The organism is Deinococcus sp. Marseille-Q6407 (genome assembly GCF_946848805.1).
GTDB lineage: Bacteria > Deinococcota > Deinococci > Deinococcales > Deinococcaceae > Deinococcus.
In genome coordinates this window covers 358,814-381,794 of the sequence record NZ_CAMPFU010000002.1, presented here as the reverse complement: position 1 = coordinate 381,794, position 22,981 = coordinate 358,814, and the positions used below count along the sequence as shown (strand labels likewise).

Sequence of the window (22,981 nt, the reverse complement as noted above, 5' to 3'; positions counted from 1 at the left end):
CTCGCTGCTTTCCGTCTGTTTCAGGCAGGAAGCCAGCGGGCTGCCGGCGAGGTGAGTGAATGAATCTGAGCCAGTATCTACAGGAATCACGCGAGGAACTCAGCCGCGTCAGCTGGCCGACCCGCGCGCAGGTATGGGAAGGAACCCAGGCGGTGCTGCTGTTTCTGGTGGCGCTGACCATTATCGTCTACCTGATGGACCTGCTCTTCACCACTTTGATTCAGGCGGTGTTGTTATGAGTATTGAATGGTACGCGGTCCACACCTATATCGGCCAGGAAGACCGGGTTGAGCAGAACCTGATGGAACGCGCCCGCAAACTGGGCATGTACGGCACCAAGATTTTCCAGGTCCTGCAGCCGAGCGAACGCGCCGTGGAGCTCAAAGAGGGCGGCAAGAAAGAAACCGTGGAGCGCAAGCTGTTCCCCGGTTATGTCTTCGTGCAGATGGATATCGAAGACGATGACGCCCCCGGCGAGCTGGGCGAATCCTGGGAAGTGGTCCGCAATACCAATGGCGTGACCGGCTTCGTGGGTACGGCCACCTACCCGGTTCCCCTCTCGCCCGACGAGGTGCAGCGCCTGCTGGTCTCGGTCGGTGTGGGCACCGCACCCAAGGTCGAAACGCCCAAGGTCCAGATCGACGTCAAACCCGGCGATATGGTCAAGGTGCAGAGCGGACCGTTCGCCGATTTCAATGGCGTGGTCAGCGAAGTGAACGCGGCGCAGGCCAAGGTCAAGGTGCTGGTCAGCATCTTCGGCCGCGAAACGCCAGTCGAACTGGATTTCGCACAAGTCAGCAAGTAAGGTCCTGGGCCCCGTGCCCGGCCGGCTCTTGCACCCGGCCCCCCGGGCTGGCATACTAAAAAAGTTGCTGCCTTGCGCAGCACTTAGCGCCAGCACCCCAAGGACATGAGCAGGCGTCACGGGGGAGCTAAGGAGGAGATATGAAGAAAGTTTTAGGGATTGTCAAGCTGCAACTTCCCGCAGGGAAGGCCACTCCGGCCCCTCCCGTGGGTCCCGCGCTCGGTCAGTACGGCGCCAACATCATGGAGTTCGCCAAGGCGTTCAACGCCCAGACCGCCGATAAGGGTGACGCGATCATCCCCGTGGAAATCACCATCTACGCGGACCGCTCGTTCACCTTCATCACCAAGACCCCTCCCATGAGCTACCTGATCCGCAAGGCCGCTGGCCTGGCGAAGGGAAGCGGCGAGCCCAACAAGAACAAAGTGGGCAAGCTGAACTGGGATCAGGTTCTGGAAATTGCCCAGACCAAGCTGCCCGACCTGAACGCCGGTTCGGTCGAAGCCGCTGCCAACACCGTGGCCGGCACTGCCCGCTCCATGGGCGTGACCATCGAAGGAGGCCCCAATGCCTAAGCATGGTAAGCGTTACCGCGCCCTGAAAGACAAGGTGGACCGCAGCCGGCAGTACCCCATCAGCGAAGCCGCCGGTCTGGTTAAGGAACTGGCCAACGCCAAGTTCGACGAAACCGTGGAAGTGCACTTCCGCCTGGGCATTGACCCCCGCAAGAGCGACCAGAGCGTGCGCGGCACCGTGGCCCTGCCTCACGGCACCGGCCGTGACGTGCGCGTGGCCGTGATCACCCGTGGCGACAACGTGGCCGCTGCTGAAGCTGCCGGTGCCGACGTGGTGGGCAGCGAAGACCTGATCGACCGCATCGCGGGTGGCTTCATGGACTTCGACGCCGTGGTGGCTACCCCCGATATGATGGCCCAGGTTGGCCAGAAGCTGGCCCGTCTGCTGGGCCCGCGTGGTCTGCTGCCTAACCCCAAGAGCGGCACCGTCGGTACCAACGTGGAAGAAATGGTGCGCGGTCTGAAGACCGGCCGCATCGAATTCCGCAACGACAAGACCGGCGTGATTCACGCTCCGATCGGCAAGGCCAGCTTCGAAGCCGACGCCCTGGCGGCCAACTACACCGCCCTGGTGCGTGCTCTGGAAGCCGCCCGTCCCGGCGCGACCAAGGGGATTTTCCTGCGCAGCGCCTACCTGACAAGCACCATGGGCCCCAGTGTTCAGCTGAGCCTCAGTGCCGCTGCTCAGGCCCAGGGCTGAGCCTTCCTCTTTTCCTTTTTGCCTGAATAACGGCACCCCGGTGCGAACAGCACCTCTTCAATTTCGGCACCGTAGACAGCGGGGACCCTTGCCAGGTTTAAATATCCCGCCGAGATGCCAGGTGCTCGCACCTGGACCTACCCGCTGCACATTGCAGCGCACCCATCCCAAGCGAAGGAGGTCAACATGGCCAATGAGCGTAACCAAAAAAGCCTGAGTGACCTGCAGCAGAGCCTGACTGGCGTGGAATCGTTCTACCTGGTGGACTACCAGGGTCTGAGCGCTGGACAGCTGTCCAAACTGCGTCAGGATATCCGTGAAAAGGGCGGCCAGATGATCGTGGCCAAGAACACCCTGATTCACCTGGCCCTGCAAAGCACCGAACAGGACTTCTCCGACATTCTCGCTGGACCCAGCGCCCTGGTGCTGGCCAGTGAAGACCCCGCTGGCGTGGCCAAGGCCCTCAGTGACGTGGCCAAGGGCAACGACGCCGGCATTCCCGCTTTCAAGGGCGGCTTTGTCGAAGGCAACCGCGTAGACACTGCCGTGATCACCAAGCTGGCCTCGCTGGGCAGCAAGCAGAGCCTGCAGGCCGAAATGGTCGGCGTGCTCTCCACCCACCTGGCGACCTTCATCGGTACCCTGGAAGCCTACAAAGACAAGCTGGACGCCGAAGGCGCCGCTTCTTAATCCCCACTTTCTCAAACAAATTCATCTCTGGAGGAAACCACCATGGCATACGACAAACAAGCTCTGATCGACCAACTCAGCCAACTGACCATCATGGAACTCGCCGACCTGATCGACGGCCTGAAGGAAACCTGGGGCGTTGAAGCCGTTGTGGCTGCTGGCGGCGCTGCCGGCGGCGCTGCTGCTCCCGCTGCCGAAGAAAAAGACGAGTTCGACGTGGTGCTGGTTGATGCCGGCTCCAGCAAGATCAACGTCATTAAGGAAATCCGCGCCATCACCGGCCTGGGCCTGAAGGAAGCCAAGGATATGGCTGAAAAGGGCGGCGCCGTGAAGGAAGCCGCTTCCAAGGACGAAGCCAACAAGATCAAGGAGCAGCTGGAAGCTGCTGGTGCCAAGGTCGAACTGAAGTAAGGTTCTGCCTGCAGTACCGAGGTGCAAAAGCCCCCGCCTATGTGGTGGGGGCTTTCTCGTTGCTGACCGGCTGAATGGCCCAGGTCAGAAAGTCAAAAGAGCCGCCCCTACAAAAGCTAGGCGGCTCGGCTCTTTTCAAAATGCGGAGGTGGAATTGCCCCCGTCTCCCCCGCCGGGTTTGCTCTTAGCGGCGCAGTTGCCGGCGCAGTCGCCCAGCCAGCTCGAACCATTCGCGTTCCTGCCGGCGGTAGAGTGGGGTGGCCTCATTCTCAATCTGGAGCAGGCGGTCTACCACAGCCTGCGCCTCCTCAGGGCGGCCCTGCTGCAGCAGAAATTCGGCGTAGCGGGCACGCGGCTCCTCGGTGGTGGCGGCCTGCATGGCCTCCTGATAGCTGGCTTCGGCCCCGCTGACGTTGCCCTGCTGCGTCTGGGCTTCGGCCAGCAGGGTCAGGGCCTGGGTGCGGGTGGCTGCCGAGGTCTGCAACTCTACCTGGGTCAGCTTCTGTTCGGCCTGCGCCGGCTGTCCCTGGGCCAGATCCAGCTGGGCAGCTGCCAGCAGCACCACCGGGTCGTCGCGGTAGAGGCCGTCCAGCAAAGGTTGCAAGGTGGCCTGCGCCTCATCCAGCCGGCCGGCGCGGGTCAGCAGGTGCGCCAGCTGACTGCGGTGGGCCAGAGTGTCGCTGCGGGTCAGGGCCTGCTGCGCCTCCGTGATCTTGGTTTCCAGCGGCTTGACTGCTTCCACACCGTTCTGCATGGTCTGCCGGACAGCGCGGCGGGTGCGGGTGCCACTCCCCTGCAAGGCTGGCAGCAGTTCGGTGAACAGGTAAAACAGCGTCACAAACAGGCCGCCCTGCGAGACGAAAACCCCGAACGCCAGGAAAGCCGCCCACAGCCAGTTGCGGGTAATTAGCGCGTGAACCAGACAGATGACGTTCAGGAACAGGACGATGTTCCAGAGGAAACTGGGCAGGCCAAAGGCCCCGGTACTGGAAAAATCCATAGCGGTAGCCTAGCGGTTCTCCTGAAGCCGCGCAGTGAGCAACGCTTCCAGCCCATCTTCGTCCAAGATGGCCGTTCCCAGCTGCTGCGCCCGCTCCAGCTTGGACCCGGCGTCCTCGCCAGCCAGGAGATAGCTGGTTTTGCCGGTCACGCTGCCAGTGACCCGGGCGCCCTGGGCTTCCAGCAGGGCTTTATAGTGTTCGCGCGGCTGGCTGAGGGTGCCGGTAATCACGAAGCTGAGGCCACTCAGGGCAGTGCCGCGTTCCTGCACCGTTTCGGGTGGGCGCACTCCGGCCGCGGCCAGCCGATGTAGCAGGTTCTGCATGGCGGGGTCATGCAGGGCCGCCACCAGATTCTCGGCAATCACCTCGCCCAGCCCTGGAACGGCGGCCACTGCGGCGACGTCGGCGGCCAGCAGGCGCTCGGGTGTGCCGAATTCGGCGGCCAGTGCCTGCGATACGCGGGCGCCCACATGCTGAATGCCCAGCGCATTGATGACTCGCCACAGCGGCCGGGTCTTGCTGGCTTCCAGCTGCGCCAAGATGTTGGCTGCTTTCTTCTCGCCGCTGCGTTCCAGACCAGCCAGTTGCTCGGCGCTCAGGGCGTAGAAGTCGGCGGCGTCGTGCACCAGCCCTTCGGCCAGCAGTTGCCGGATCAGGCGCTCGCCCACACCGCGAATGTCCATCGCCTCGCGGCTGACGAAATAGCTCAGGCGCTCGAACTGCTGCGCCGGGCAAGCCGGGTTGGGGCAGTAAGTATTGGCGTCACCTTCCGAGCGGACCAGGGCATGGCCGCATTCGGGGCAGTGAGTCGGAAAGGCAAACGGCTCTGCGCTGGCCGGCCGGCGGTCGGTCAGCACCCGCATAATCTGCGGAATCACCCCGCCCGACTTGCGGACCACCACCGTGTCTCCGATGCGGAGGTCCATCTCCCGCACAAAGTCCTCGTTGTGCAGCGTGGCTTTGCTGACGGTGCTGCCCTCAATCAGGCGCGGCTCAAGGTGAGCCAGCGGGGTGATCTTGCCGGTGCGGCCCACGCCCACCGTGATGCTTTCCAGCACCGTTTCGACTTCCTCGACCGGGAATTTGTAGGCGATGGCCCAGCGGGGGGCACGGCTGGTAAAGCCGGCTTCCTCTTCCAGCCGTAGATCATCCAGCTTGATCACGGTGCCGTCGGCGTCGAAAGGCAGATCCGGGCGCTGCGCCGTCATCTCGGCGTGATAAGCCAGGGCTTCCTTCAGGTCGGCCAGCGGGCGGGAATAGGGGCTGGTCGGAAAGCCCTGGGCCGCCAGCCACTCCAGCACCTCCCACTGGGTGCAGACCGGAACGCCGTCGCGCTTGCCCAGCGCGTAAAAGATGGCCTTGAGGCCACGGCTGCGGGTGATTTCAGGGTCTTTTTGCCGCAGGGCGCCGGCTGCGCCGTTGCGAGGGTTTTTCAGCAGCGGCTCGCCCAGTTCCTCGGCGTGGGCATTGAACGCCGCGAAATCCTCGCGGGCCAGGTACACTTCGCCGCGTACCTCCAGCTCGCCTTCTAGGCCCGGCAGCTGCTGCGGCAAACCAGGAATGGTCAGCACCTGGGCCGTCACCTTTTCCCCGGTGCGGCCGTTGCCACGGGTGGCGGCCCACTGCAGCTGGCCGTCGCGGTAATACAGGTCCACGCTCAGACCGTCAATTTTTAGCTCGCCGGTGTAACGAAAGTCGGCGCCGGCCGGGTCCATGTTCAGCGAGCGGGCCAGCCGCTCCTGCCAGCCGGCCACCTCCTCATCGTTAAAGGCGTTGTCCAGGCTGGTCATCGGGGTAGGGTGCTCTACAGCCTCAAACGCGCTGCTGACCGCTCCGCCAACTGCGGCGGTGGGGCTGCCGGTCGCCGCCCAGTCGGGATGCTCTGCTTCAGCGGCCCGGACCCGCCGGGCCAGGGCGTCGTATTCGTCGTCGGGGATCTCGGGGTCGTCCTGCTCGTAGTAGGCACGGTTATGGCGCTCAAGTTCGGCGCGCTGGACAAGGTATTCCGAATGGGTCAGCGGCTGGGGCTGTGACTGTAGCTCGGCGGACATGCACTCAGCATAGCGGGCCGGGCGCCCCGGCAGCTGCGGAGCACCCGGGCAACTGCGGCTCAGTCCTCGCCAGCGTGTTTTTCCAGAATGCGTTCCTCGGTGGCGCCCAGCCGCGCCGAAGCCGGGTCGGTGGCCGTGACCACCGCCGCTGCAATCGTCACCAGAGCGGTGGCAAAGTGCAGGGACAGGGTGCCCAGGTGGCCGAGGGCCAGCGCGGCACTGACAGCGGCACCGACCAGCAGCGCCAGCATGGAGCGGTCCAGCGACGGCACGTTGATCAGCCGCGAGGCGCTGTAGCGAACCAGGGCCAGCGAAGCGAAGATGGCGCTCAGCGACCAGGCCACCAGATTCAGGTTCAGCAGGTCGTGGTGCTCGTCCTCATAGGCGATGCCGTGCCCAAAGCCCACTCCCAGCATCATGATGGCGATGGTCAGCGGCAGGTGGGCGTACATCCAGGCCATCACCGCGCTGCCGCTGGAGCGCAGGTTCGCCACCAGCACTGGCAGCGCGCGTGATTGGTCGAAATACAGCCGGAATAGCGCGATACAGGCGATCAGGGCCAGCAGCGTGGGCGCCTGATCCAGAGCCGCCATCTCCTGCTGGCGCCCACCGGCCACCGCCTCGGTCACGATGCCGCCCAGCGCGATGATTTGCAGCAGTCCCACCCGCTCGGGCAGGTGCTCGTGATGCGGCAGAGCGTCGTGGTAATAGCGCTGAGTGATCAGGGGCGTCACCACCGTTACCAGCAGGGCCAGCGCCCACAGCACCAGCGTCAGGGTGCCGGTGGTGGGAATACTCAGCAGCCACAGCACCCCCGAGAGTGCCAGCCCGGCGGCCGTCAGCTGGGCCAGCCGCGCTGCCCCCGGCTCGCTGCGGGCCAGCAGCAGGTACATGGTGACCAGGGTAAAGCGGTTAAAAGCGTAGGCGGCCGAAAACAGCCAGCCGGTGTCGTTCAGGTCGCCGCGCAGGGTCAGGCTGAGCACTCCCAGCGTCAGCAGCTCCACCAGCGTGCCCAGGCGGTAGATCCGGTGCTGGTTGCCAAAGCGCGCCAAAAAAAGGGTGTTGCCCGACCAGACGGTCCACAAGGCCGAGAACATCAGCAGGAAAATCAGGATGTTTTCCGGCGCGAAACTGTCGCCCAGCCGCTTGGCCAGCTGGTCGAAGGACGTCACGAAAATCAGGTCGAAGAACAGTTCCAGCCAGCTGACTTTCTGGTCCTCGGAAGTCAGCTGGCCACGGTTCACCGTGCCGGTATTGAGTGAAATATCCTCCTGCTCAATATCCTGGTTCTCGACATCAACGCCGTCTTTGGGGCTGTTCTGGGTCATGGGCGCTCGCCCGTGGAGCCGGCCAGGAGACGCGGAGACAGCGGCCTCATCGCAGCTGTCCCAGGCCGCGGCGAATCAGGGCGTCGGCGGTCTGTTCGGGGTCGTCGGCCAGCAGAGAAGCCACCACGGTCCGCACCTGCGCCTCGCGGAAGCCCAGTGCCAGCAGGGCGTCGGTGGCGTCGGCACCGGCGGTGCTCATCATCACCGGCTTGCCGCCGCCCTTGGCCGGCACTGCGAGGTGCGCGGGCACCTTGCCCTGCACTTCCAGAATCAGACGCTCGGCCGTTTTCTTGCCCACGCCGCTCACGCTGGAGAGCAGCTTGGCGTCGCCGTCCAGAATGCCCTGCGCCAGGGTCGGCACCGGCATGGCCGAGAGCAGCGCCAGCCCCAGCTTGGGGCCCACGCCGCTGACCCCGGTCACCAGGTCGAACAGCTGGGCGCTGTCGGCATCATGAAAGCCGAACAGCAGCTGAGCGTCCTCACGCACGATGAAGCGGGTGTGCAGCTCGGCCACCTCGCCGGTCTTGAGCCGCGCCAGGGTGGACTGTGGACAGTGGACCTCATAGCCCAGGCCCCCGGTTTGCAGAACGGCACTGCCAGGGCGCACTTCGCGCACGGTGCCCGAGATGAAAACAATCACCCCGGCATTCTAGAGAATGGCCCCCTTCCCAAAAGAGAGGCCAGCGCGCAGCAGCTGGAAACCGAAGCTTTTTATTAAGTTGCCTCTCCCTATTACTCAGAACTTGCACCTGAATAGGCGGACAAAAAGCGCTCCCAGAGCTGAAATTCTGGAAGTGTGTACAAACAGGCTTCAGGGGAGCGCGTCCGTATTTTCGCACAGCAGGTTCTGGATATTCCAGAGACGCTGTACCAACGGCGAAGCCTGGAGGCTTCGCTGCACCTCTTCCACAGTCCAGGTCAGAAGACCAAGTTCAGCCAGGCTGAAGGAGCCAGCCCCAGTGCACTGAGTCGCTTCTTCAACGTCTATGACTGGGATTCAGACCGTTGCTGGGACGAGACGCAGGACATCCAGTGGCGCATTTTGTTGGACGTAGCTCACTCCAAACGCCGACCTCGGTTGCGGCTCAGTGTGGATCTGACCACGGTGGAAAAGGTGGGAACTCAGTTGCCCTTTGTCAGTGTGTACAACGGTAGACATGGCATCCACCTGGTCGTCCTGTTTGCCGAGTATGGGGAACTGAAGTTCCCCATTTCTTACCGGGTCTACCAGGGCAAGCACACCAGCACGCCCGTCACTCTGGCGCTCGACCTACTGGAAGAGGTGCCGGACTTCATCAAGAAACGTTTCCGGGTACGTGTCCTAGCGGACAGCGGCTTTGAAGCCGCTGTTTTTCTGGAAGGCGTGCAGCGTCTAGGTTTCGAGTTCGTGGTGGGTGTGCGGAGCAACCGACGCACGGATCATCCTGGGCGGGTGACAGTGGCGGATTGTCCGCACGGAGGGTATGTCAACCTCGCCAATTGGCCTCTGGAAACGCTGTCTCTGGGGAGGATGGACCGTGGGGACCGCGAATTCTTCGCGGTGTCGTCTGAACTGCTGGAGGGGGACGAGATCGTTGCTGAGGGTGCGCATCGCTGGGGGGTGGAATCCTTCTTTAAGGAAGGTAAGCACCAGTTTGGGTTGGCGCAGTTCGCGCTGCGAACTGCCAGGGGTCTGGACCGCTGGATTTTGATGGTCTTCCTGGCCTTCACCCTGACCATGCTGTACCGCTCAGAGGCCCTGATCTTGAAGGAAGCTGCACGCTTGGCTCTCTACGCCTTGTTCCCCGTAGTCAGGCTCAACCATCTTCTGAGTCAGCTCCAAAAAGAACGAGAATTTCTTCTCCAGCACGGCTATTCGCTCAGCTATGCAAGGTGCAAGTTATGAGCCTGACCATGCTGCATCGCTCAGAAGGGATGACCTTGAAAGAGGCGGCACGCCTGGCCCTCTACACCCTGTTCCCCGTAGTCAGGCTCAACCATCTTCTGAGTCAGCTCCAAAAAGAACGAGAATTTCTTCTCCAGCACGGCTATTCGCTCAGCTATGCAAGGTGCAACTTATGAGTATTAGGCAAGCAGCCGCCGGGCAGCCGGGCTTTTGTGACGCGCGCCCGGACGCAGGGGGGGCGGAGTGCTACCTTGGTTTCATGACGCAAAACCCCCAGCAGTACGATGTGATTATCGTGGGCGGCGGCCCCGCCGGACTGACGGCGGCCATCTACACCGGCCGCGGCGAACTCCGCACCCTGATCCTGGAACGTGGCCTGCCGGGCGGGCAGATTGCCCAGACCGAGGAGGTAGAGAACTACCCTGGTTTCCCCGAGGCGATCAGCGGCATGGAACTCAGCCAGCGGATGGTGCAGCAGGCCGAGAAATTCGGCGCCGTGATTGAGATGGACGAGGTGCAGAGCATTCAGCACACCACCGAAACGGAAGAGTATCCCTTTACCGTGCAGGGCTACTCGGGCACCTACCAGAGCAAGTCGGTGATCCTGACCACCGGCGCCGAGCCACGCCGGCTGGGCGTGCCGGGCGAGGAAAAGTTCTGGGGCAAAGGGGTCAGCACCTGCGCCACCTGTGACGGCTTCTTTTACCGTGGCAAGAAAGTGGTGGTGGTCGGGGGCGGCGACGCCGCCATGGAAGAAGGCCTCTTCCTGACCAAGTTTGCCGACGAAGTTACCCTGATTCACCGCCGGGATACCCTGCGGGCCAACAAGGCTGCGCAGGCCCGCGCCTTTGCCAATGAGAAGATGAAATTCATCTGGAACACGGCCGTAGAAGAGATCATGGGCGACGAGCAGGTGAACGCCGTGCGGCTGAAGAACCTCGAAACCGGCGAAGAAAAGGTGATGGAGACCGACGGAGTGTTTATCTTTATCGGCCACGTGCCCAACACCGATTTCGTGAAAGACACCGTGCAGCTGCGCTCCGATGGCTACGTGGACGTGCGCGACGACATCTATACCAGCGTGCCGCTGCTGTTCGCTGCCGGTGACGTGAGCGACTGGGTCTACCGCCAGCTGGCGACCAGCGTGGGCACCGGCACCCGCGCCGCCATGACCGCCGAGCGCTCCCTGGCCGAGCTGGAAGCGGCCTTCTCCCCGGCGGCCCAGCCGGCAGGCGAAACGGCCGCCAGCGCCGCCACTGACTGAGCAGCATCCTTCTTCGCCCCGCTCCGGCAGGGGTTCATAGAAAAGCTGACGGAGGCCCAAACACAGGGTTTCCGTCAGCTTTTTTACGGCGTCGCTGAGATTCCAGTGCCGCTGAGGTTCAGTCGCTGCTGATCAGCACCGGCTTTTCCTCATAAGGCTGAACCACCACAAAGCCGCTGCCCTCAAACACCATCTGGTAGGTTTCGCCGCCCCCGCGCCCCAGCAATGACCGCAGCGAGAGATCCACTTTCAGGTCGGGGCTGAGCCCATCACTCCAGGCCACCGTGGCGTTGGGGTCGGTAATCACGGGTTCGCCGGGCCGCACCGGCAAGGTCAGCGGCTGACCGTGGCTGAGAATCGCGGCCAGGCCGTGTCCGCTCAGGCGCACGCTGAACAGCCCGCCGCTGGCCCAGCCGGCCATCCGGCGGTGCATGGTGATGTCGTAACTTATGCTGTCTTCAAATGCCAGCAGGTCGTTGCCGTTCACGTTCAGGCTGTCACCTTCCAGCCGCAGCACCGTGATCTGCTTGCCCTGGTCAGCCAAGTAGCAGACACCCCGGCCTTCAATCCGGGTCAGCGGGGACATCTCGCTGGTTACTGCCCGCTTGAGTGCCTTCATCATGCCGCCGGCCAGCATGCCCTCGCGCTGAAAGGCGAGGTCGCCCTTGTAGGCCACCATCGCGCCCAGCTTGCTCCAGATACGGCCGTTCACGGTGGCCTCCAGCATCCGGGGAGATTCCAGCTCGAAGACGTCACCCGGATTATCGCGCTCAGCCGTGCGGCGCAGGAAGTCCTGCAAGCGGGTGCTGCCGGCGTCCTCCGGGGAGGCAGCAGGCTCGGTGGAGCGGCCAGATTCGGGTTGGGTCATGCCAGAAGTACGCGGTGCTGCCGGCCAGAGTTTCCAGGCGTGCAGGTCACGACTATTCCAGCAGCCCAATAGTACGTGCCCGGCTGACCGCTTCGGTGCGGTCACAGGCATCCAGCTTGCCGTACATCCGCGCCAGATGGTCCTTGACCGTGTCGGGGCTGATGCCCAGCTCGCGGGCAATCTCCTTGTTGCTGAGGCCCTGGGCCAGCAGCGGCAGCACCTCGCTCTCGCGGGAGGTCAGCCGCGGCACCTCTACCCGGGGCAGCCGGTCCCGGCCAGGGTCCTGGATAATCTCGCGCAGCTGCTCGGCCAGGGCCGGCGGGTCGGTTTCTTTGGAGAGATACCCTCTGGCGCCCGCTTCCCGCGCGGCCTGGATAATGGCCGGCTCGGAAAAGGTGGTGATCAGGATGCTCAGCACCTCGGGGCACTCGGCGCGCAGTTTCCGGCAGACCTCTATACCGGTCAGACCAGGCATTTTCACGTCCAGCAGGGCGGCAGTGGGCCGCAGCCGGCGGCAAACCTCCAGCGCTTCCACGCCGTCGGCCGCCTCGGCCACCACCTCGAAGCCCTGGTGCGAGAGAGCGTATTTCAGGCCCATCCGGAACAGTGGGTGGTCGTCAGCAATCACCAGGGTAAAAGGAACCAGGGTTTCCTGTGGATGCCGGGTTTCCTGCGGATGTAAGGGCTGTTCGGCCTCCACGAATCCGGCTTCACCGACCCGTTCTCCGGGACGGCGCTGCTCGGGGTCCAGCGCGGCGAGGCGCAACGGGGGCAACTCAGGCTGACTCATAAGACACTCCTTTGCGGCCCGGAGTCCGGCGCCGACAGACCAGATGATGAAGGCAGGGCACCCTCCGGGGGCTGCGGGCCAGCGGGGCCCGGCCCCGGTGCCGCCGGCAGCGGCAGATTCCGGTCCACCTCAGGCAGCGCCAGGGTAAAGACGGTCTGTCCCCGGCCCTGTTCCCCCGGCACTCTCAGGTACTCCAGCTGACCGCCGTGCGCCTCGGCGATGCGCCGGGCGATGAACAGCCCCAGGCCAGCGGTGCCGGCGGTGTATTGCTGCCCCGCGATCAGGGCCGGCTGGCTGTTGAATGGCTGCGCCAGCAACTCCAGCGGTTCGCAGAGGCCGGGGCCATCGTCACGGACCTGCAGGCCCTGCGGCGTCACCGCCAGCTCGACCCGGGAGTGGGCGTAGCGCAGCGCATTGTCGGCCAGGTTGATGACTGCCCGCTCCAGCACAGCCGCGTCCACCACTGCCTGCCCCTCCCCCACCACCGAGAGCGTCACCGGCCGGTCAGGGGCCAACGGCAGCCGGCCAGCCACCCGCTCCAGCAATGAACGCAGATCGGTGGGCTGCGGACTCAGGCGCACATCGTCGCGCTCGAAGCGGTGGGCGTCGGCCATCTGGCTGACCAAGGACAGCAGCCGGCGATTTTCGGCCAGCAGGTTGTCGCTGATCTCGCACTTCTGCTCCGGCGTCAGGTCGAAATGGGTCAGCGAGTGCACCAGGTGCCCAGTGGCGATCAGCGGCGTCTTGAGATCATGCACCAGGGTCGCCATAAAAGCGTTGCGGCGGTCCTGCTCGGTGCGGAGCCGGGCCAGCAACCCGGCAAAGGCCCGGCGCAGCGCAGCGATCTCGGCCGGGTCATCGGCCCTGGGCTCACCGAAATCACCCTGTTCAACCTCGGCCCGCAGCTGAATCAGGGGCCGCAGCAGCACGCCGCTCAGCAGCCAGGCCACCATCCCCGACAGCAGCGCCACCAGCACCATCCACACCGCCAAAGACAGCACCGGCAAGCGCGGGCCTGCCATCACCGTGACCACCAGATTGGGCAGGAACGCCAGCAGGGCGATCACCGCCGTGATCTGCACCCGCAGACTGGCCGGCCCCGCCGCCGGCGAGGCCGGGGCCTGCGGCGAGGTGGGCTGCGGGGCGCGGCGAACAGAACTCATGTTGCCGCCCACTGTAGGTTTAGGGCTCTGACAGCTCCGTCACCCTGCCGGGCCGCCGGGCAAGATAAACCCCGCCGCAGCCAAAAGTGAACGTTGCAGCCGCAGCACTCCTACGCGGGCCGGTACACTGGGCAGAATGACGAGGCCTGAAATTTCCGTGATCGGCGCTGGGCTGGCCGGCTCCGAAGCTGCCCTGAGCGCCGCGGCGCAGGGCGTGCATGTGCGCCTGTATGAGATGCGCCCTGCCAAAATGACCCCGGCGCACCGCTCCGGCGACTTTGCCGAACTGGTCTGCTCGACCAGCCTGGGCGGCGAGGGCGAGATGCAGTCCAAGGGCATGCTCCAAGCCGAACTGCGCTCGGTAGGCGGGGGCATCGTGGGCAGCGCCGACCAGAGCCGGGTGCCGGCCGGCAATGCGCTGGCCGTGGACCGCGAGGCTTTCAGCGCCCGCGTCACCGCCCTGATCCGGGCGCATCCCCTGATTGAAGTGATCGCCGGGGAAGTGGAACGCGTGCCGGACGGCATCTGCGTGATCGCCACAGGGCCGCTCACCTCCGACGCGCTGGCCGAAGACGTGCAGCGCCTGACCGGCTCCGAGCGCCTGAGCTTTTATGACGCTGCCGCGCCGGTCATCGACATCGACAGCATTGATATGGACATTGCCTGGCGGGCCGGACGCTACGAGCAAAGCGCCGACTACATCAACTGCCCCCTAACCAAGGCAGAGTATCTGCGCTTTATGACCGCGCTGGAGCAGGCCCGCAGCCATACCCCGCACGACTGGGAAAAGCTGGAATTCTTTGAAGGCTGTATGCCCATCGAGGAAATCGCCCGGCGCGGTGTGGACACCCCCCGTTTCGGTCCGATGTCGCCCAAGGGGCTGGACAATCCCAAAACAGGCCGCTGGCCTTACGCCGTCGTGCAACTCCGCCAGGAAGACGAAGGGGGCCGGATGTGGTCACTGGTCGGCTTTCAGACTGGGCTGAAGTGGGGTGACCAGAAGGAAGTGGTGCAGCTGATTCCCGGGCTACAAAACGCCGAAATCGTTCGCTACGGCGTGATGCACCGCAACACCTATCTGAACGCGCCGGATGTGCTGCTGGATACTCTGCAGCTCAAGGCCGACCCGCAGAAGTTCGTGGCGGGCGTGCTGGCCGGCACCGAGGGTTATCTGGAATCAGCTGCCACCGGCTGGCTGGCTGGCCTGAACGCGGCCCGGTTGGCCCAGGGCCTGGCGCCCAGCGTACCGCCCCAGACCAGCATGCTGGGCGGCCTGGTGCATTACCTGGCCAGTGCCAACCCCAAAGGCTTCCAGCCAATGAACGTGAACTGGGCGCTGGTGCCTGACCCCGAACTGCCAGCAGGTAAACGCAAATGGGGCAAGCGCGAAAAACGCCCCCTGATGTTCCGCGCTGGGCTGCAGGACTTCGGCACCTGGGCAGCCGCACAGGGGCTGGACGTGAAGCTGCCGGCCAGTGTGCTGGAAGAAAAGGAAGCCAGCGCGCCCGAGCCGGTTACAGCAGGCTGACCCCTGGGGAGGGGGCCAGATACCCTCTCCCCACCTTCTTCTTAGAAAGCCATAAAAAAACCGCCCCCATAAAGGAGGCGGCTGTCACTACAACCAGCATTATTATTGGCTCTTCCGCGTGGGAATGGCCGAGTGGTTCAGCGACAGAACAAACCTTACCAGCGTTCGCTGCGGCTGTCCGAAACCGGAGCCGGGTTGGTCACGACGACGTTCTTGGCCTGGGGGCCACGGTCGCCTTGTCCGTCTCCAACTTCGAATTCGACTTCGTCGCCTTCGTTGAGCTTACGGAAGCCGTTGCTCTGAATAGCGCTGTAGTGCACGAAAACGTCGGGGTTGCCGGGATGCTCAATGAAACCATACCCTTTTTCCACGCTAAACCACTTTACTCGTCCTTGAGGCATAAATCTCCTTGCATCTGGGCGGCGCGGCCGATATCTGCCCCTTGGGCAGCTATCACTTGTCTTGGCCGGTACTCAGACAAAAGCATTATGGCATGGAAGAGCCGCCAGGGTGAAAGATAGTGAAGGTCTGCTCTGGATTCTCTGCCCGGCGGCTGAAGTCCGGGACGCCCGGGGCACTATAGGCACTTGCCTATACTGGCCATATGGATGTCTCCCACGCCGCCCCCCACCCTGCCGCCGGCGGAACACAGCCGGGCGCCGGCGGGGTCGTTTTTAACCGGTCCGGCGCCGTTTTGCTGGTGCAGTACCGCGATGGCAGCTGGACTTTTCCCAAGGGCCACCTGGAACCGGGCGAGACGCCCGTGCAGACTGCTGCGCGCGAGGTGCTGGAAGAAACTGGCATTCAGGCTGCCGAACTCGGTTGGCTGCCCCCGACCCGTTACACCAACAACCGCGGGCAGCAACGCGAACTCACTTGGTTTCTGATGGAGGCGCGCAGCGAAACCGTGCGGCTGGAAGAGACCTTTCAGGCCGGCGGCTTCGTGACAGTGGCGCAGGCAGCTCAGCAGCTGAACTTCGCCGAAGACCAGCAGTTGCTGTGGCAGGCTGAGCAGCAAAGGGCGACTCTGCAGCGTGCAGGAGCTGCCAGAGGACCGCTCTACGCCCTGGATGAGCGTATGCCGCAGCTGCATCCCCGCGCCTACGTGGCTCCCACCGCTGCCGTTATCGGTTCGGTGGAACTGGCCGAGGACAGCTCGGTCTGGTTCGGCGCAGTGCTGCGCGGAGACATCGAACCGGTCCGGGTAGGTCCCCGCTCCAACGTGCAGGACGGCGCGGTGCTGCACACCGATCAAGGGCACCCCTGCATTCTGGAGGCGGACGTCACCGTGGGGCACGGGGCCATTGTTCACGGTGCCCACTGCGAGCAGGGCAGCCTGATCGGCATGGGGGCCACCTTGCTGAGCGGCTCGCGGGTGGGCCGTGGCGCCGTGGTGGGAGCCGGTGCCCTGCTGCGCGAAGGCGACGTGGTCCCCGATGGCATGGTGGCGGTGGGCGTGCCGGCACGGGTGGTCGGGTCAGTCGGCGCCTCCTTCGGTAATGCCGACCGCTATGTGGAAAAGGCCCAGCATTACCGCCAGCACCTCCGGGCGCTCCCCCAGGCCGAGGGTGAGGCGCAGGCAGACAGACACAACGACTTGCCCTAACGATCCGTCTGATAGCCGCCTATGCGCCCTTGCCAGGATTCCCAACTATGCTCAGGGGCCGGCGGGCTCCTGCGTTAGACTGACCTGATAAAAGCGTACCGAACGCCCTGGAGAAAAGACCCATGCCTGGAAGGGCCGCCCCCCGTCCCCCCCCCCCCCCCCGCCGCAGCAGCGAGGCGGCGCCGGCAGATGTATCAGCGGCAAATGACGGAAGTGCTACGACCGAACTCCCCCGCCTGCGCCCCCGCTTTCAGGACGTTCAACCTTTTCTGGCACGCTTTTTGCCAGAGGTGCCGCCCGGGCAGCTGGGCCTGAACACCGAGTTTTGTGACCTCTACATTTACCTGTCGTATCTGCATCTGCAGGAATGGAGCGGTTACCTGCACGCCCACCGCGAAGGCCACAACGTCTGGGTGCTGTTGCTGCGCGGCCGGCCGGCGACAGCAGCGGCCGACCGGCTGCTGAGCGGCGGCCCTATCCCGGCCGAAAGCATCGTGGGGCAGCAGGCGCTGGGCGAGCTGATTCTGACCTATCAGGGCGGCGCAGCGCTGGACGCCTATCCTCTGCCGGCCAGTTACGCCGAGCTGCTGAGTGGCCTGGGCAGCGGGGCACAGCAGTTTGAGCTGACCACAGAGTTCAGCGGAGTCTACGCTCGGCCGGAAGGTGCCGTGCTGTACAGCCGCGGCGAAGCGGTCGCCACGCTGGACGCGGGCCTGCCTTATGAGGGGGCTTTCCCGGTCAGTGGGCCGCCGCAGCCGCTGGTGCTGCCGCGCCACCTGGCCGGCTGGGCGCACAGCACCTATCAGCCCACCCTGCGCGGCCGGGACGTACTAAGCCCGATTACAGCTGCTCACAGCGAGTTTCATGCCGAGTTCGGCTACGGGCTGGCGCCGGCGCTGATGGCCGCCCTGATCCGGGGAGTGACACCGGCCGAGTTTGCGCTGGAGCACGACACACCGCTCTCGGAGATCGAGCTGTGGCTGACCCGCTTCCGGGAACAGGGTTACCTTGTCCGCTGAGGCGGCCCTGCGGCCCCCGCCTGGACCCACCGAACTGCTGCTGCTGCTGGGCGGGCCGCCGGAACTGCCCGGCCGCCTGCAGGCCGAGCTGCCAGGCGTCACCGTGCAGACGGTGCCGGGTGCTCAGGCCCTGCTGGAGCTGCCGGCGCACCTGCAACCCGGCGCGGTGGTGATCGTGAGCGGCAGCCTGGCCGAGAACTGGGCCGAAGTGTTGCCGCTGCTGCGGCGGCACAGTGGGCTGGACAACGCCGGCTGGCTGCTGCTGGACCGCCCCGACCAGTGGCCGGCGCTGCTGGCAGCCGGGGCGGATGTGGCGCTGCCGGTGAATACCCCCCCGCACCTGCTGGCTACCCAGGCACAGGCCCTGCTGCGCCGCGCCGGCGAACGCAGCGCACAGCGCTTTCAGCTGCGGCAGGTCGAGGGCGCGCTGGAAGGCTGGGAACGTGAGGAGAGAGTCCGCGATCAGCTGGTGCATATGCTGGTCCACGACCTGAAAAACCCCATCACGGCCATTCTGGGCCTGCTGGAAGTGGTCGCAGACGCCCCCCGGCTGCCGGCCGACGCCAGGGAACTGCTGGAAGTGGCCCGCGACGAGACCAGTCACCTGCTGCACCTGTCGCTGAATATGCTGGATGTCCGCAAGATTCAGGCCGGCAAGATGCAGCTCAAGCGCGAACTGCTCAGCCGCGACGATCTGGCCCAGACGGTGCAGCAAGCCCTGGGCGACGTAGGCGCCGGCCTGAGCGACCGGCACCTCAGCATTGACCTCGGTCCCATGCCGCCGCTGAGCGCCGACCCCACCATGCTGCGGCGGGTGCTGGCCAATCTGCTGAGCAACGCCCTAAAGCACACCACGCAGCACGGCTCGATCTGGCTGTCTTCGCGGGTGATGGGGAGTGAGCTGCACCTCAGCGTGGCCGACAACGGCGAAGGCATTCCCGCCGAGGATATTCCGCGCCTGTTCGCCGCCTTCGAGCAGTCACGCCTGACCCTGCACGGCCGCTTCGATACCGGCATGGGCCTGGCATTCTGCAAGCTGGCCGCCGAGGAACATGGGGGCCGCATCTGGGTAGAGTCCGAGCGCGGCCAGGGATCACGCTTCACCCTGGCCCTGCCGCTGGGCGAGCCGGCGGCGCAGGGCGAAGACGACGTGGAACTGCTGTTCTGAGTCGTTGCTGAACCCTGAAAACTAAGTCTTAGAGGGCCGGGCAGGTTCATCGCTGCCCGGCCCCCTGCTCAGGTCAGTTGCCGCTCAAGCCCACTTGATCAGGCCCAGCTCGAAATCGTTGCTCAGGCCAGGCAAAGCCGGATAGAGCCGCACGCCCACCTCGTACATGCCGCTGCGGTTCAGCGAGACGGTGGCAGAGTACTGGCCCCCTTCCTGCCGCTGCATCGGCATCCGCTCTACCCGGTGGCCGCGGCGCAGCACCACTTCGGCGCGCAGTTCGTCCGGGGCAATGCGGGCCGGGTTTACCTGCGCCGTAATCACCACCTGTGCGCCCGGCTCGGCGGTGGCCGGCAGGGTATGAGCAGCGCTGATGGCGACCTGGGGCCACTGGTTCTCAATCCAGGTCTTCCATTCGGCAATTTCGCGGGCGCGGCGAGCACCTTCCGGCACCAGCAGGTCATGGCGCTGGCTGAGCGGCAGATAATAGCCCTGCACATAATCAATCACCTGGCGCTGCATGGAAAACTGCGCACTGACCGACTCGATGGCGCTGCGTACCACCCGGCCCCAGCCCTCGGCGTCGCCGCGCACGTTACGGCTGTAGTAAAGCGGCACGATAGTCTGTTCCAGAGTCGAGTACAGGCTGAAGGCGTCGGCGTCGTCCTGCACGGCCTGATCAGCGTACTCGCGCTCCTCGCCAATAGGCCAGCCGTTGGCATTGTCCTCGCGGTGGCCTTCCACCCACCAGCCGTCCAGCACGCTGAAATTGGGGCTGCCGTTAAACGACGCCTTCATGCCGCTGGTGCCGGACGCTTCCATCGGCCGGCGAGGGTTGTTCATCCAGACATCCACCCCCTGTACCAGCCGGCGGGCCACGTGCATGTCGTAATTTTCCAGAATCACGATCTTGCCGCGGAACTCGGGCTGCTGCGAGAGGCGGTAAATTTCCTGAATCAGCGCCTTGCCGGGGTTGTCGGCCGGGTGGGCCTTGCCGGCGAACACAAACTGCACCGGGTGCTCAGGGTGGTTCACGATGCGGCTGAGGCGTTCGCGGTCGCGCAGCAGCAGGGTGGCCCGCTTATAAGTGGCAAAGCGCCGGGCAAAGCCGATGGTCAGCACGTCGGGGCTGAGCAGGGTCTCGGTGTAGGCCAGCTCGGCGGCCCCGGCCCCGTTGCGCAGCAGCATTTCACGCTGGTGGTCGCGCACAAAGGTGATCATCTCGGCCTTCATCTCGCGCTGCACCTCGGCCAGCTGCGCGTCCGAGAGCTTCTCTACATTCTGCCACAGCTCCGGCTCGTGCAGGCGCTCGGCCCAGTCCTGCGGCATCACGCTGCTCAAGAGGTCGCGCATGCGCTGGCTGGTGAAGCTGAAATTGTGCGCTCCGTTGGTCACGTGGCCGATCGGCACTTCTTCGGGGTAGAGGTCGGGATAGAGGCCCTTCCACATCTCGCGGCTGACCCGCCCGTGCAGCTTGGAGACACCGTTGGCCATGCGGCTCATCCGCAGACCGAACACGGTCATGTTGAAAGCCGGGCCGTTTGGTTCCATCGCCTCGTTGCGGGCCAGGCCATAAAGCTGCTCGCGCGAGGTGTGCAGCCGCGCCGGCCAGTCGCCCAGGTAACGGTCGATCAGGTCCCAGGAGAAAGTATCGTTCCCGGCCGGCACCGGGGTGTGGGTGGTAAAGAGGGTGCCGCCGGCCGTCAGCTCGTGGGCAGTGCGGAAATCCATACCCTGCTCCACCTGCTCGCGGATCCGTTCCAGGTTCAGCAGCCCGGCGTGGCCCTCGTTCATGTGCCAGACCTCGGCAGTTACACCGGCCGCACGCAGCGCCCTGACCCCGCCGATGCCCAGCAGCATGTATTGCTTGAGCCGCATTTCCTGGTCGCCGCCGTACAGGCGCGAGGTGAGCAGTCGGTCGTCGGGGTGGTTTTCGGGCACGTCAGTGTCCAGCAGCAACATCCGGATCCGGCCCACGACCAGTTGCCAGACTCGCGCCTCGACCCGGCGCCCGCCGATGTCCAGCGAGATGCGTAAGTCCTCGCGCTCGGGAGTGTGGATGGGGCGCACCGGCAGGGTGGTGACGTCCAGGTGGTCGTACTTTTCCTCCTGCCAGCCGTCGCGGCCCAGGGTCTGGCGGAAGTAGCCGTCGTGGAACAGCAGGCCCACCGCCGTAAACGGCAGACCCAGATCGGAAGCGCTCTTGCAGTGGTCGCCGGCCAGCACACCCAGCCCGCCCGAATAGATGGGCAGCGATTCGTGCAGCGCGTATTCCATGCTGAAATAGGCCACCGGCTTCAGGTCCTGCGCGTGGCGGCTGGCCCAGGTGTCGGTCCGGGACATGTAGGCGTCGAAGTCGGCCATCACCGCCTCGTAGCGGCGCACGAACTCGGGGTCGGCGGCGGCGCGCTCCATGTCCTCATTGCTGACTTCCAGCAGGCTGCGGACCGGGTTGTGACCGTAGGTTTCCCAGATGCCTGGGTCCAGGTCACGGTAGAGGGCACAGGCCCGTGGCTGCCAGCTCCAGTAGAGGTTGTAGGCCAGTTCCGACAGCCGCCCGATAGCGGCTGGGAGCTTGGGCAGCACCGTGATTTTGCCGAGAATATTCACGCCCCACAGCTTAGCGGAGGCCGGGGCTGGGCGGGCCTTTTTGCTGATCTATGGGCTTAGTGGGGGCCAGGGCGCACCGCCACGTCGTCCAGCGACACGTCACGCGGGGCCGCCAGCACGTAGCGCACCACGTCGGCCACCGTGGCAGGCTGGATGAATGCGGCCGGGTCGTACTCGGCGCCCTCCTGCTCGCGGATGGCCTGCTGCATTGGGGAGGCGGTACGGCCTGGGTAAAGGCTGGCGACCCGCACCCCGCTGGCGGCTTCTTCCTGCCGTAGGGCGTCGGCCAGGGCCTTGAGGGCGTGCTTGCTGGCAGCGTAGCTGGCCCAGCCGGGATTGGCCCGCAGGCCCGCGCCCGAGTTGATAAAGACCACCGTGCCGTGCGCCGCCCGCACCGAGGGCAGCAGCAGCCGGGTCAGCTCGGCGGGGGCGACCACGTTCACGGCCAGGGTCCAGCTCCAGCGGTCGTGCGGCTGCCCCGCGACCGCGCCCAGCTCGGCCACGCCGGCGTTGTGGACCAGATGGTGGGGGCGCAGATCGGCCACCGCGTCAGCAAAGGTGGCTGGGTGCAGCAGGTCCAGCTCCAGCAGTTGCACCTGCACGCCCGGCTGCGCCGCTTCTACCTCGCGCTGCAGGGCTTCCAGCGCGGCGCGGTTGCGGCCCTGCAGAATCAGGTCGTGGTCCGGGGCCAGAGCATGTGCGGTGGCCCGGCCGATGCCGCCGGTGGCGCCGGTAATCAGAGTGACGGGACGGGCGGCAACAGGCTCAGAAACAGGTAGAGGAGCGGTAGAAGTCATGCCTTCAGCCTACCCTGCTGTTTTCGGTCCAGGCGCGGCCCTAGGCCCAGCCGCCGCCTAGAGTGAGGCATGGCCCTGACTCTGACCCTGCTGGGCGGCGACTATGCCGTCTGCCGCTTGGACCCCGCTGCGCCGCTGCCCACCTGGGCCACCCAGGGAGCGTTCTGGACCGTCAGCCGCACCGCCGAGGAACTTTCGGTGCTGTGCGCGGCCGAGCAGGTGCCCGCCGGTGTGCGTGCGCAGGCCGGCTGGGCGGCACTGAAGCTGGAAGGCCCTTTTGCCTTCGAACTGACTGGCATTCTTGCCAGCGTGCTGGAACCGCTGCGGGACGCCGGCATCGGTATTTTTGCGGTCAGCACTTTCGATACCGACTATGTGCTGGTGGCCGGGCAGCAGCTGGCAGCGGCCATCACCGCGCTGGAGGCCGCCGGCCATCAGGTGCAGCGCTAGCGAAAGAAAGGGCTGAAAGAAGGCCAGGCCGGGAAACAGGGCCAAGCCGGTGCAGGAGCAGAGCCGCGAGAGGCAGAGCGGACACGGCGGCCCGGCCCTTGCTATGATTGGGGGCGATGTCTGCTGCTCCGCGCTGGCTGCGCTCCGGTCCACCCTGAGTCTCTGGCCTGGAGTCCTTTTCTTGCCCTGGTCCCTTTCCCGCCTCCGCACGCCGGAGACGCGGAAACTGGGCCTGCTTTTCCCAGAATCACCAGTCCAGAGTTACCCACTCAGAG

General features: G+C 65.1%; 24 protein-coding genes. 14 read left to right on the top strand and 10 right to left on the bottom strand.

All coding sequences use genetic code 11. From position 1 onward, the window contains the following. The first annotated feature begins 59 nt into the window (after nucleotides 1-59). The 6 genes from secE to rplL all read left to right on the top strand — a co-directional run bounded on the left by secE (nucleotide 60) and on the right by rplL (nucleotide 3,181). Entirely contained in the window at nucleotides 60-239 is a 180-nt protein-coding gene (gene secE / locus OCI36_RS03870) for a preprotein translocase subunit SecE (protein ID WP_261663758.1), read from the top strand. Next, the gene (gene nusG, locus OCI36_RS03865) at nucleotides 236-805 is read left to right on the top strand and encodes a transcription termination/antitermination protein NusG (protein ID WP_261663757.1); all 570 of its coding nucleotides are present in this window, start codon (nucleotides 236-238) and stop codon (nucleotides 803-805) included. The genes secE and nusG overlap by 4 nt, the downstream gene beginning before the upstream one ends. 140 nt (nucleotides 806-945) lie before the next feature. Further along, nucleotides 946-1,380, top strand: a complete 435-nt coding sequence (gene rplK, locus OCI36_RS03860) for a 50S ribosomal protein L11 (protein WP_261663756.1) — start codon at nucleotides 946-948, stop codon at nucleotides 1,378-1,380. Further along, nucleotides 1,373-2,080 (top strand): 50S ribosomal protein L1, encoded by a 708-nt coding sequence (rplA, locus tag OCI36_RS03855; protein ID WP_261663755.1) that lies wholly within the window; start codon nucleotides 1,373-1,375, stop codon nucleotides 2,078-2,080. Before rplK ends, rplA begins: the two co-directional genes overlap by 8 nt. 186 nt (nucleotides 2,081-2,266) lie before the next feature. Beyond that, nucleotides 2,267-2,770, top strand: coding sequence for a 50S ribosomal protein L10 (rplJ, locus tag OCI36_RS03850; protein ID WP_261663754.1), 504 nt, complete (start codon nucleotides 2,267-2,269; stop codon nucleotides 2,768-2,770). A gap of 42 nt (nucleotides 2,771-2,812) precedes the next feature. Next, nucleotides 2,813-3,181, top strand: a complete 369-nt coding sequence (gene rplL, locus OCI36_RS03845) for a 50S ribosomal protein L7/L12 (RefSeq protein WP_261663753.1) — start codon at nucleotides 2,813-2,815, stop codon at nucleotides 3,179-3,181. Between the two features lie 184 nt (nucleotides 3,182-3,365). Here rplL and OCI36_RS03840 read toward each other — a convergent pair whose 3' ends face one another. Genes OCI36_RS03840 through ruvA form a run of 4 tightly spaced genes read right to left on the bottom strand, consistent with a single transcriptional unit; the run spans nucleotide 3,366 to nucleotide 8,201 of the window. Further along, nucleotides 3,366-4,181: a tetratricopeptide repeat protein gene (locus OCI36_RS03840; RefSeq protein ID WP_261663752.1), complete on the bottom strand. Its 816-nt coding sequence runs from the start codon at nucleotides 4,179-4,181 to the stop codon at nucleotides 3,366-3,368. A gap of 9 nt (nucleotides 4,182-4,190) precedes the next feature. Beyond that, a complete protein-coding gene (gene ligA, locus OCI36_RS03835; protein ID WP_261663751.1) occupies nucleotides 4,191-6,233 on the bottom strand; it encodes an NAD-dependent DNA ligase LigA in 2,043 nt (680 codons plus the stop codon). A 59-nt stretch (nucleotides 6,234-6,292) separates the two neighbouring features. Continuing rightward, a complete protein-coding gene (locus OCI36_RS03830) occupies nucleotides 6,293-7,561 on the bottom strand; it encodes a low temperature requirement protein A (RefSeq protein WP_261663750.1) in 1,269 nt (422 codons plus the stop codon). Nucleotides 7,562-7,607: 46 nt separating this feature from the next. Then, entirely contained in the window at nucleotides 7,608-8,201 is a 594-nt protein-coding gene (gene ruvA, locus OCI36_RS03825) for a Holliday junction branch migration protein RuvA (protein WP_261663749.1), read from the bottom strand. A gap of 156 nt (nucleotides 8,202-8,357) precedes the next feature. On the opposite strand from ruvA, the gene OCI36_RS03820 reads away from it, so the two are divergent. The 3 genes from OCI36_RS03820 (at nucleotide 8,358) to trxB (ending at nucleotide 10,710) form a co-directional block, all read left to right on the top strand. Next, a complete protein-coding gene (locus tag OCI36_RS03820) occupies nucleotides 8,358-9,446 on the top strand; it encodes a transposase (RefSeq protein ID WP_261663748.1) in 1,089 nt (362 codons plus the stop codon). Beyond that, complete coding sequence (locus OCI36_RS03815) at nucleotides 9,443-9,622, top strand: hypothetical protein (protein ID WP_261663747.1); 180 nt, start codon at nucleotides 9,443-9,445, stop codon at nucleotides 9,620-9,622. The genes OCI36_RS03820 and OCI36_RS03815 overlap by 4 nt, the downstream gene beginning before the upstream one ends. A gap of 83 nt (nucleotides 9,623-9,705) precedes the next feature. Then, on the top strand, nucleotides 9,706-10,710 hold the full coding sequence (trxB, locus tag OCI36_RS03810; protein WP_261663746.1) for a thioredoxin-disulfide reductase: 1,005 nt from the start codon (nucleotides 9,706-9,708) through the stop codon (nucleotides 10,708-10,710). Nucleotides 10,711-10,828: 118 nt separating this feature from the next. Here the strand turns inward: trxB and OCI36_RS03805 are convergent, their stop codons facing one another. The 3 genes from OCI36_RS03805 to OCI36_RS03795 form a co-directional block, all read right to left on the bottom strand. Then, nucleotides 10,829-11,578, bottom strand: a complete 750-nt coding sequence (locus OCI36_RS03805; protein WP_261663745.1) for an AIM24 family protein — start codon at nucleotides 11,576-11,578, stop codon at nucleotides 10,829-10,831. 52 nt (nucleotides 11,579-11,630) lie between these two features. Further along, on the bottom strand, nucleotides 11,631-12,209 hold the full coding sequence (locus OCI36_RS03800; protein WP_261664373.1) for a response regulator transcription factor: 579 nt from the start codon (nucleotides 12,207-12,209) through the stop codon (nucleotides 11,631-11,633). A gap of 155 nt (nucleotides 12,210-12,364) precedes the next feature. After that, nucleotides 12,365-13,531, bottom strand: a complete 1,167-nt coding sequence (locus OCI36_RS03795; protein WP_261663744.1) for a sensor histidine kinase — start codon at nucleotides 13,529-13,531, stop codon at nucleotides 12,365-12,367. A 127-nt stretch (nucleotides 13,532-13,658) separates the two neighbouring features. Here OCI36_RS03795 and trmFO point away from each other — a divergent pair, with 127 nt between their 5' ends. Further along, nucleotides 13,659-15,059, top strand: coding sequence for a methylenetetrahydrofolate--tRNA-(uracil(54)-C(5))-methyltransferase (FADH(2)-oxidizing) TrmFO (gene trmFO, locus OCI36_RS03790; protein WP_409996722.1), 1,401 nt, complete (start codon nucleotides 13,659-13,661; stop codon nucleotides 15,057-15,059). 155 nt (nucleotides 15,060-15,214) lie between these two features. Here trmFO and OCI36_RS03785 read toward each other — a convergent pair whose 3' ends face one another. After that, nucleotides 15,215-15,460 (bottom strand): cold-shock protein, encoded by a 246-nt coding sequence (locus OCI36_RS03785; protein WP_261663743.1) that lies wholly within the window; start codon nucleotides 15,458-15,460, stop codon nucleotides 15,215-15,217. Between the two features lie 203 nt (nucleotides 15,461-15,663). Here OCI36_RS03785 and OCI36_RS13310 point away from each other — a divergent pair, with 203 nt between their 5' ends. The 3 genes from OCI36_RS13310 to OCI36_RS03765 all read left to right on the top strand — a co-directional run bounded on the left by OCI36_RS13310 (nucleotide 15,664) and on the right by OCI36_RS03765 (nucleotide 18,852). Further along, nucleotides 15,664-16,665 (top strand): NUDIX domain-containing protein, encoded by a 1,002-nt coding sequence (locus OCI36_RS13310; protein WP_315941241.1) that lies wholly within the window; start codon nucleotides 15,664-15,666, stop codon nucleotides 16,663-16,665. A gap of 290 nt (nucleotides 16,666-16,955) precedes the next feature. After that, nucleotides 16,956-17,684, top strand: coding sequence for a hypothetical protein (locus tag OCI36_RS03770; protein WP_261663742.1), 729 nt, complete (start codon nucleotides 16,956-16,958; stop codon nucleotides 17,682-17,684). Next, on the top strand, nucleotides 17,674-18,852 hold the full coding sequence (locus OCI36_RS03765; protein WP_261663741.1) for a sensor histidine kinase: 1,179 nt from the start codon (nucleotides 17,674-17,676) through the stop codon (nucleotides 18,850-18,852). The genes OCI36_RS03770 and OCI36_RS03765 overlap by 11 nt, the downstream gene beginning before the upstream one ends. Nucleotides 18,853-18,936: 84 nt before the next feature. Here the strand turns inward: OCI36_RS03765 and glgP are convergent, their stop codons facing one another. Both glgP and OCI36_RS03755 read right to left on the bottom strand, forming a co-directional pair. Next, nucleotides 18,937-21,459, bottom strand: a complete 2,523-nt coding sequence (glgP, locus tag OCI36_RS03760) for an alpha-glucan family phosphorylase (protein ID WP_261663740.1) — start codon at nucleotides 21,457-21,459, stop codon at nucleotides 18,937-18,939. Between the two features lie 56 nt (nucleotides 21,460-21,515). Continuing rightward, a complete protein-coding gene (locus tag OCI36_RS03755) occupies nucleotides 21,516-22,256 on the bottom strand; it encodes an SDR family oxidoreductase (RefSeq protein WP_261663739.1) in 741 nt (246 codons plus the stop codon). A 69-nt stretch (nucleotides 22,257-22,325) separates the two neighbouring features. Between OCI36_RS03755 and OCI36_RS03750 the strand changes: the two genes are divergently transcribed. Next, nucleotides 22,326-22,706, top strand: coding sequence for an ACT domain-containing protein (locus OCI36_RS03750; RefSeq protein WP_261663738.1), 381 nt, complete (start codon nucleotides 22,326-22,328; stop codon nucleotides 22,704-22,706). The last annotated feature ends 275 nt before the right edge of the window (nucleotides 22,707-22,981 follow it).

Bases quoted from the DNA above. Each gene is read 5' to 3' on its own strand.
- OCI36_RS03755 (WP_261663739.1), bottom strand. From the start codon at position 22,256: ATGACTTCTACCGCTCCTCTACCTGTTTCTGAGCCTGTTGCCGCCCGT.
- OCI36_RS03815 (WP_261663747.1), top strand. From the start codon at position 9,443: ATGAGCCTGACCATGCTGCATCGCTCAGAAGGGATGACCTTGAAAGAG.
- rplK (WP_261663756.1), top strand. From the start codon at position 946: ATGAAGAAAGTTTTAGGGATTGTCAAGCTGCAACTTCCCGCAGGGAAG.
- trxB (WP_261663746.1), top strand. From the start codon at position 9,706: ATGACGCAAAACCCCCAGCAGTACGATGTGATTATCGTGGGCGGCGGC.
- secE (WP_261663758.1), top strand. From the start codon at position 60: ATGAATCTGAGCCAGTATCTACAGGAATCACGCGAGGAACTCAGCCGC.
- nusG (WP_261663757.1), top strand. From the start codon at position 236: ATGAGTATTGAATGGTACGCGGTCCACACCTATATCGGCCAGGAAGAC.
- OCI36_RS03795 (WP_261663744.1), bottom strand. From the start codon at position 13,531: ATGAGTTCTGTTCGCCGCGCCCCGCAGCCCACCTCGCCGCAGGCCCCG.
- ligA (WP_261663751.1), bottom strand. From the start codon at position 6,233: ATGTCCGCCGAGCTACAGTCACAGCCCCAGCCGCTGACCCATTCGGAA.
- rplL (WP_261663753.1), top strand. From the start codon at position 2,813: ATGGCATACGACAAACAAGCTCTGATCGACCAACTCAGCCAACTGACC.
- OCI36_RS03805 (WP_261663745.1), bottom strand. From the start codon at position 11,578: ATGACCCAACCCGAATCTGGCCGCTCCACCGAGCCTGCTGCCTCCCCG.
- rplJ (WP_261663754.1), top strand. From the start codon at position 2,267: ATGGCCAATGAGCGTAACCAAAAAAGCCTGAGTGACCTGCAGCAGAGC.
- OCI36_RS03750 (WP_261663738.1), top strand. From the start codon at position 22,326: ATGGCCCTGACTCTGACCCTGCTGGGCGGCGACTATGCCGTCTGCCGC.
- OCI36_RS13310 (WP_315941241.1), top strand. From the start codon at position 15,664: ATGGATGTCTCCCACGCCGCCCCCCACCCTGCCGCCGGCGGAACACAG.
- OCI36_RS03830 (WP_261663750.1), bottom strand. From the start codon at position 7,561: ATGACCCAGAACAGCCCCAAAGACGGCGTTGATGTCGAGAACCAGGAT.
- OCI36_RS03840 (WP_261663752.1), bottom strand. From the start codon at position 4,181: ATGGATTTTTCCAGTACCGGGGCCTTTGGCCTGCCCAGTTTCCTCTGG.
- OCI36_RS03785 (WP_261663743.1), bottom strand. From the start codon at position 15,460: ATGCCTCAAGGACGAGTAAAGTGGTTTAGCGTGGAAAAAGGGTATGGT.
- rplA (WP_261663755.1), top strand. From the start codon at position 1,373: ATGCCTAAGCATGGTAAGCGTTACCGCGCCCTGAAAGACAAGGTGGAC.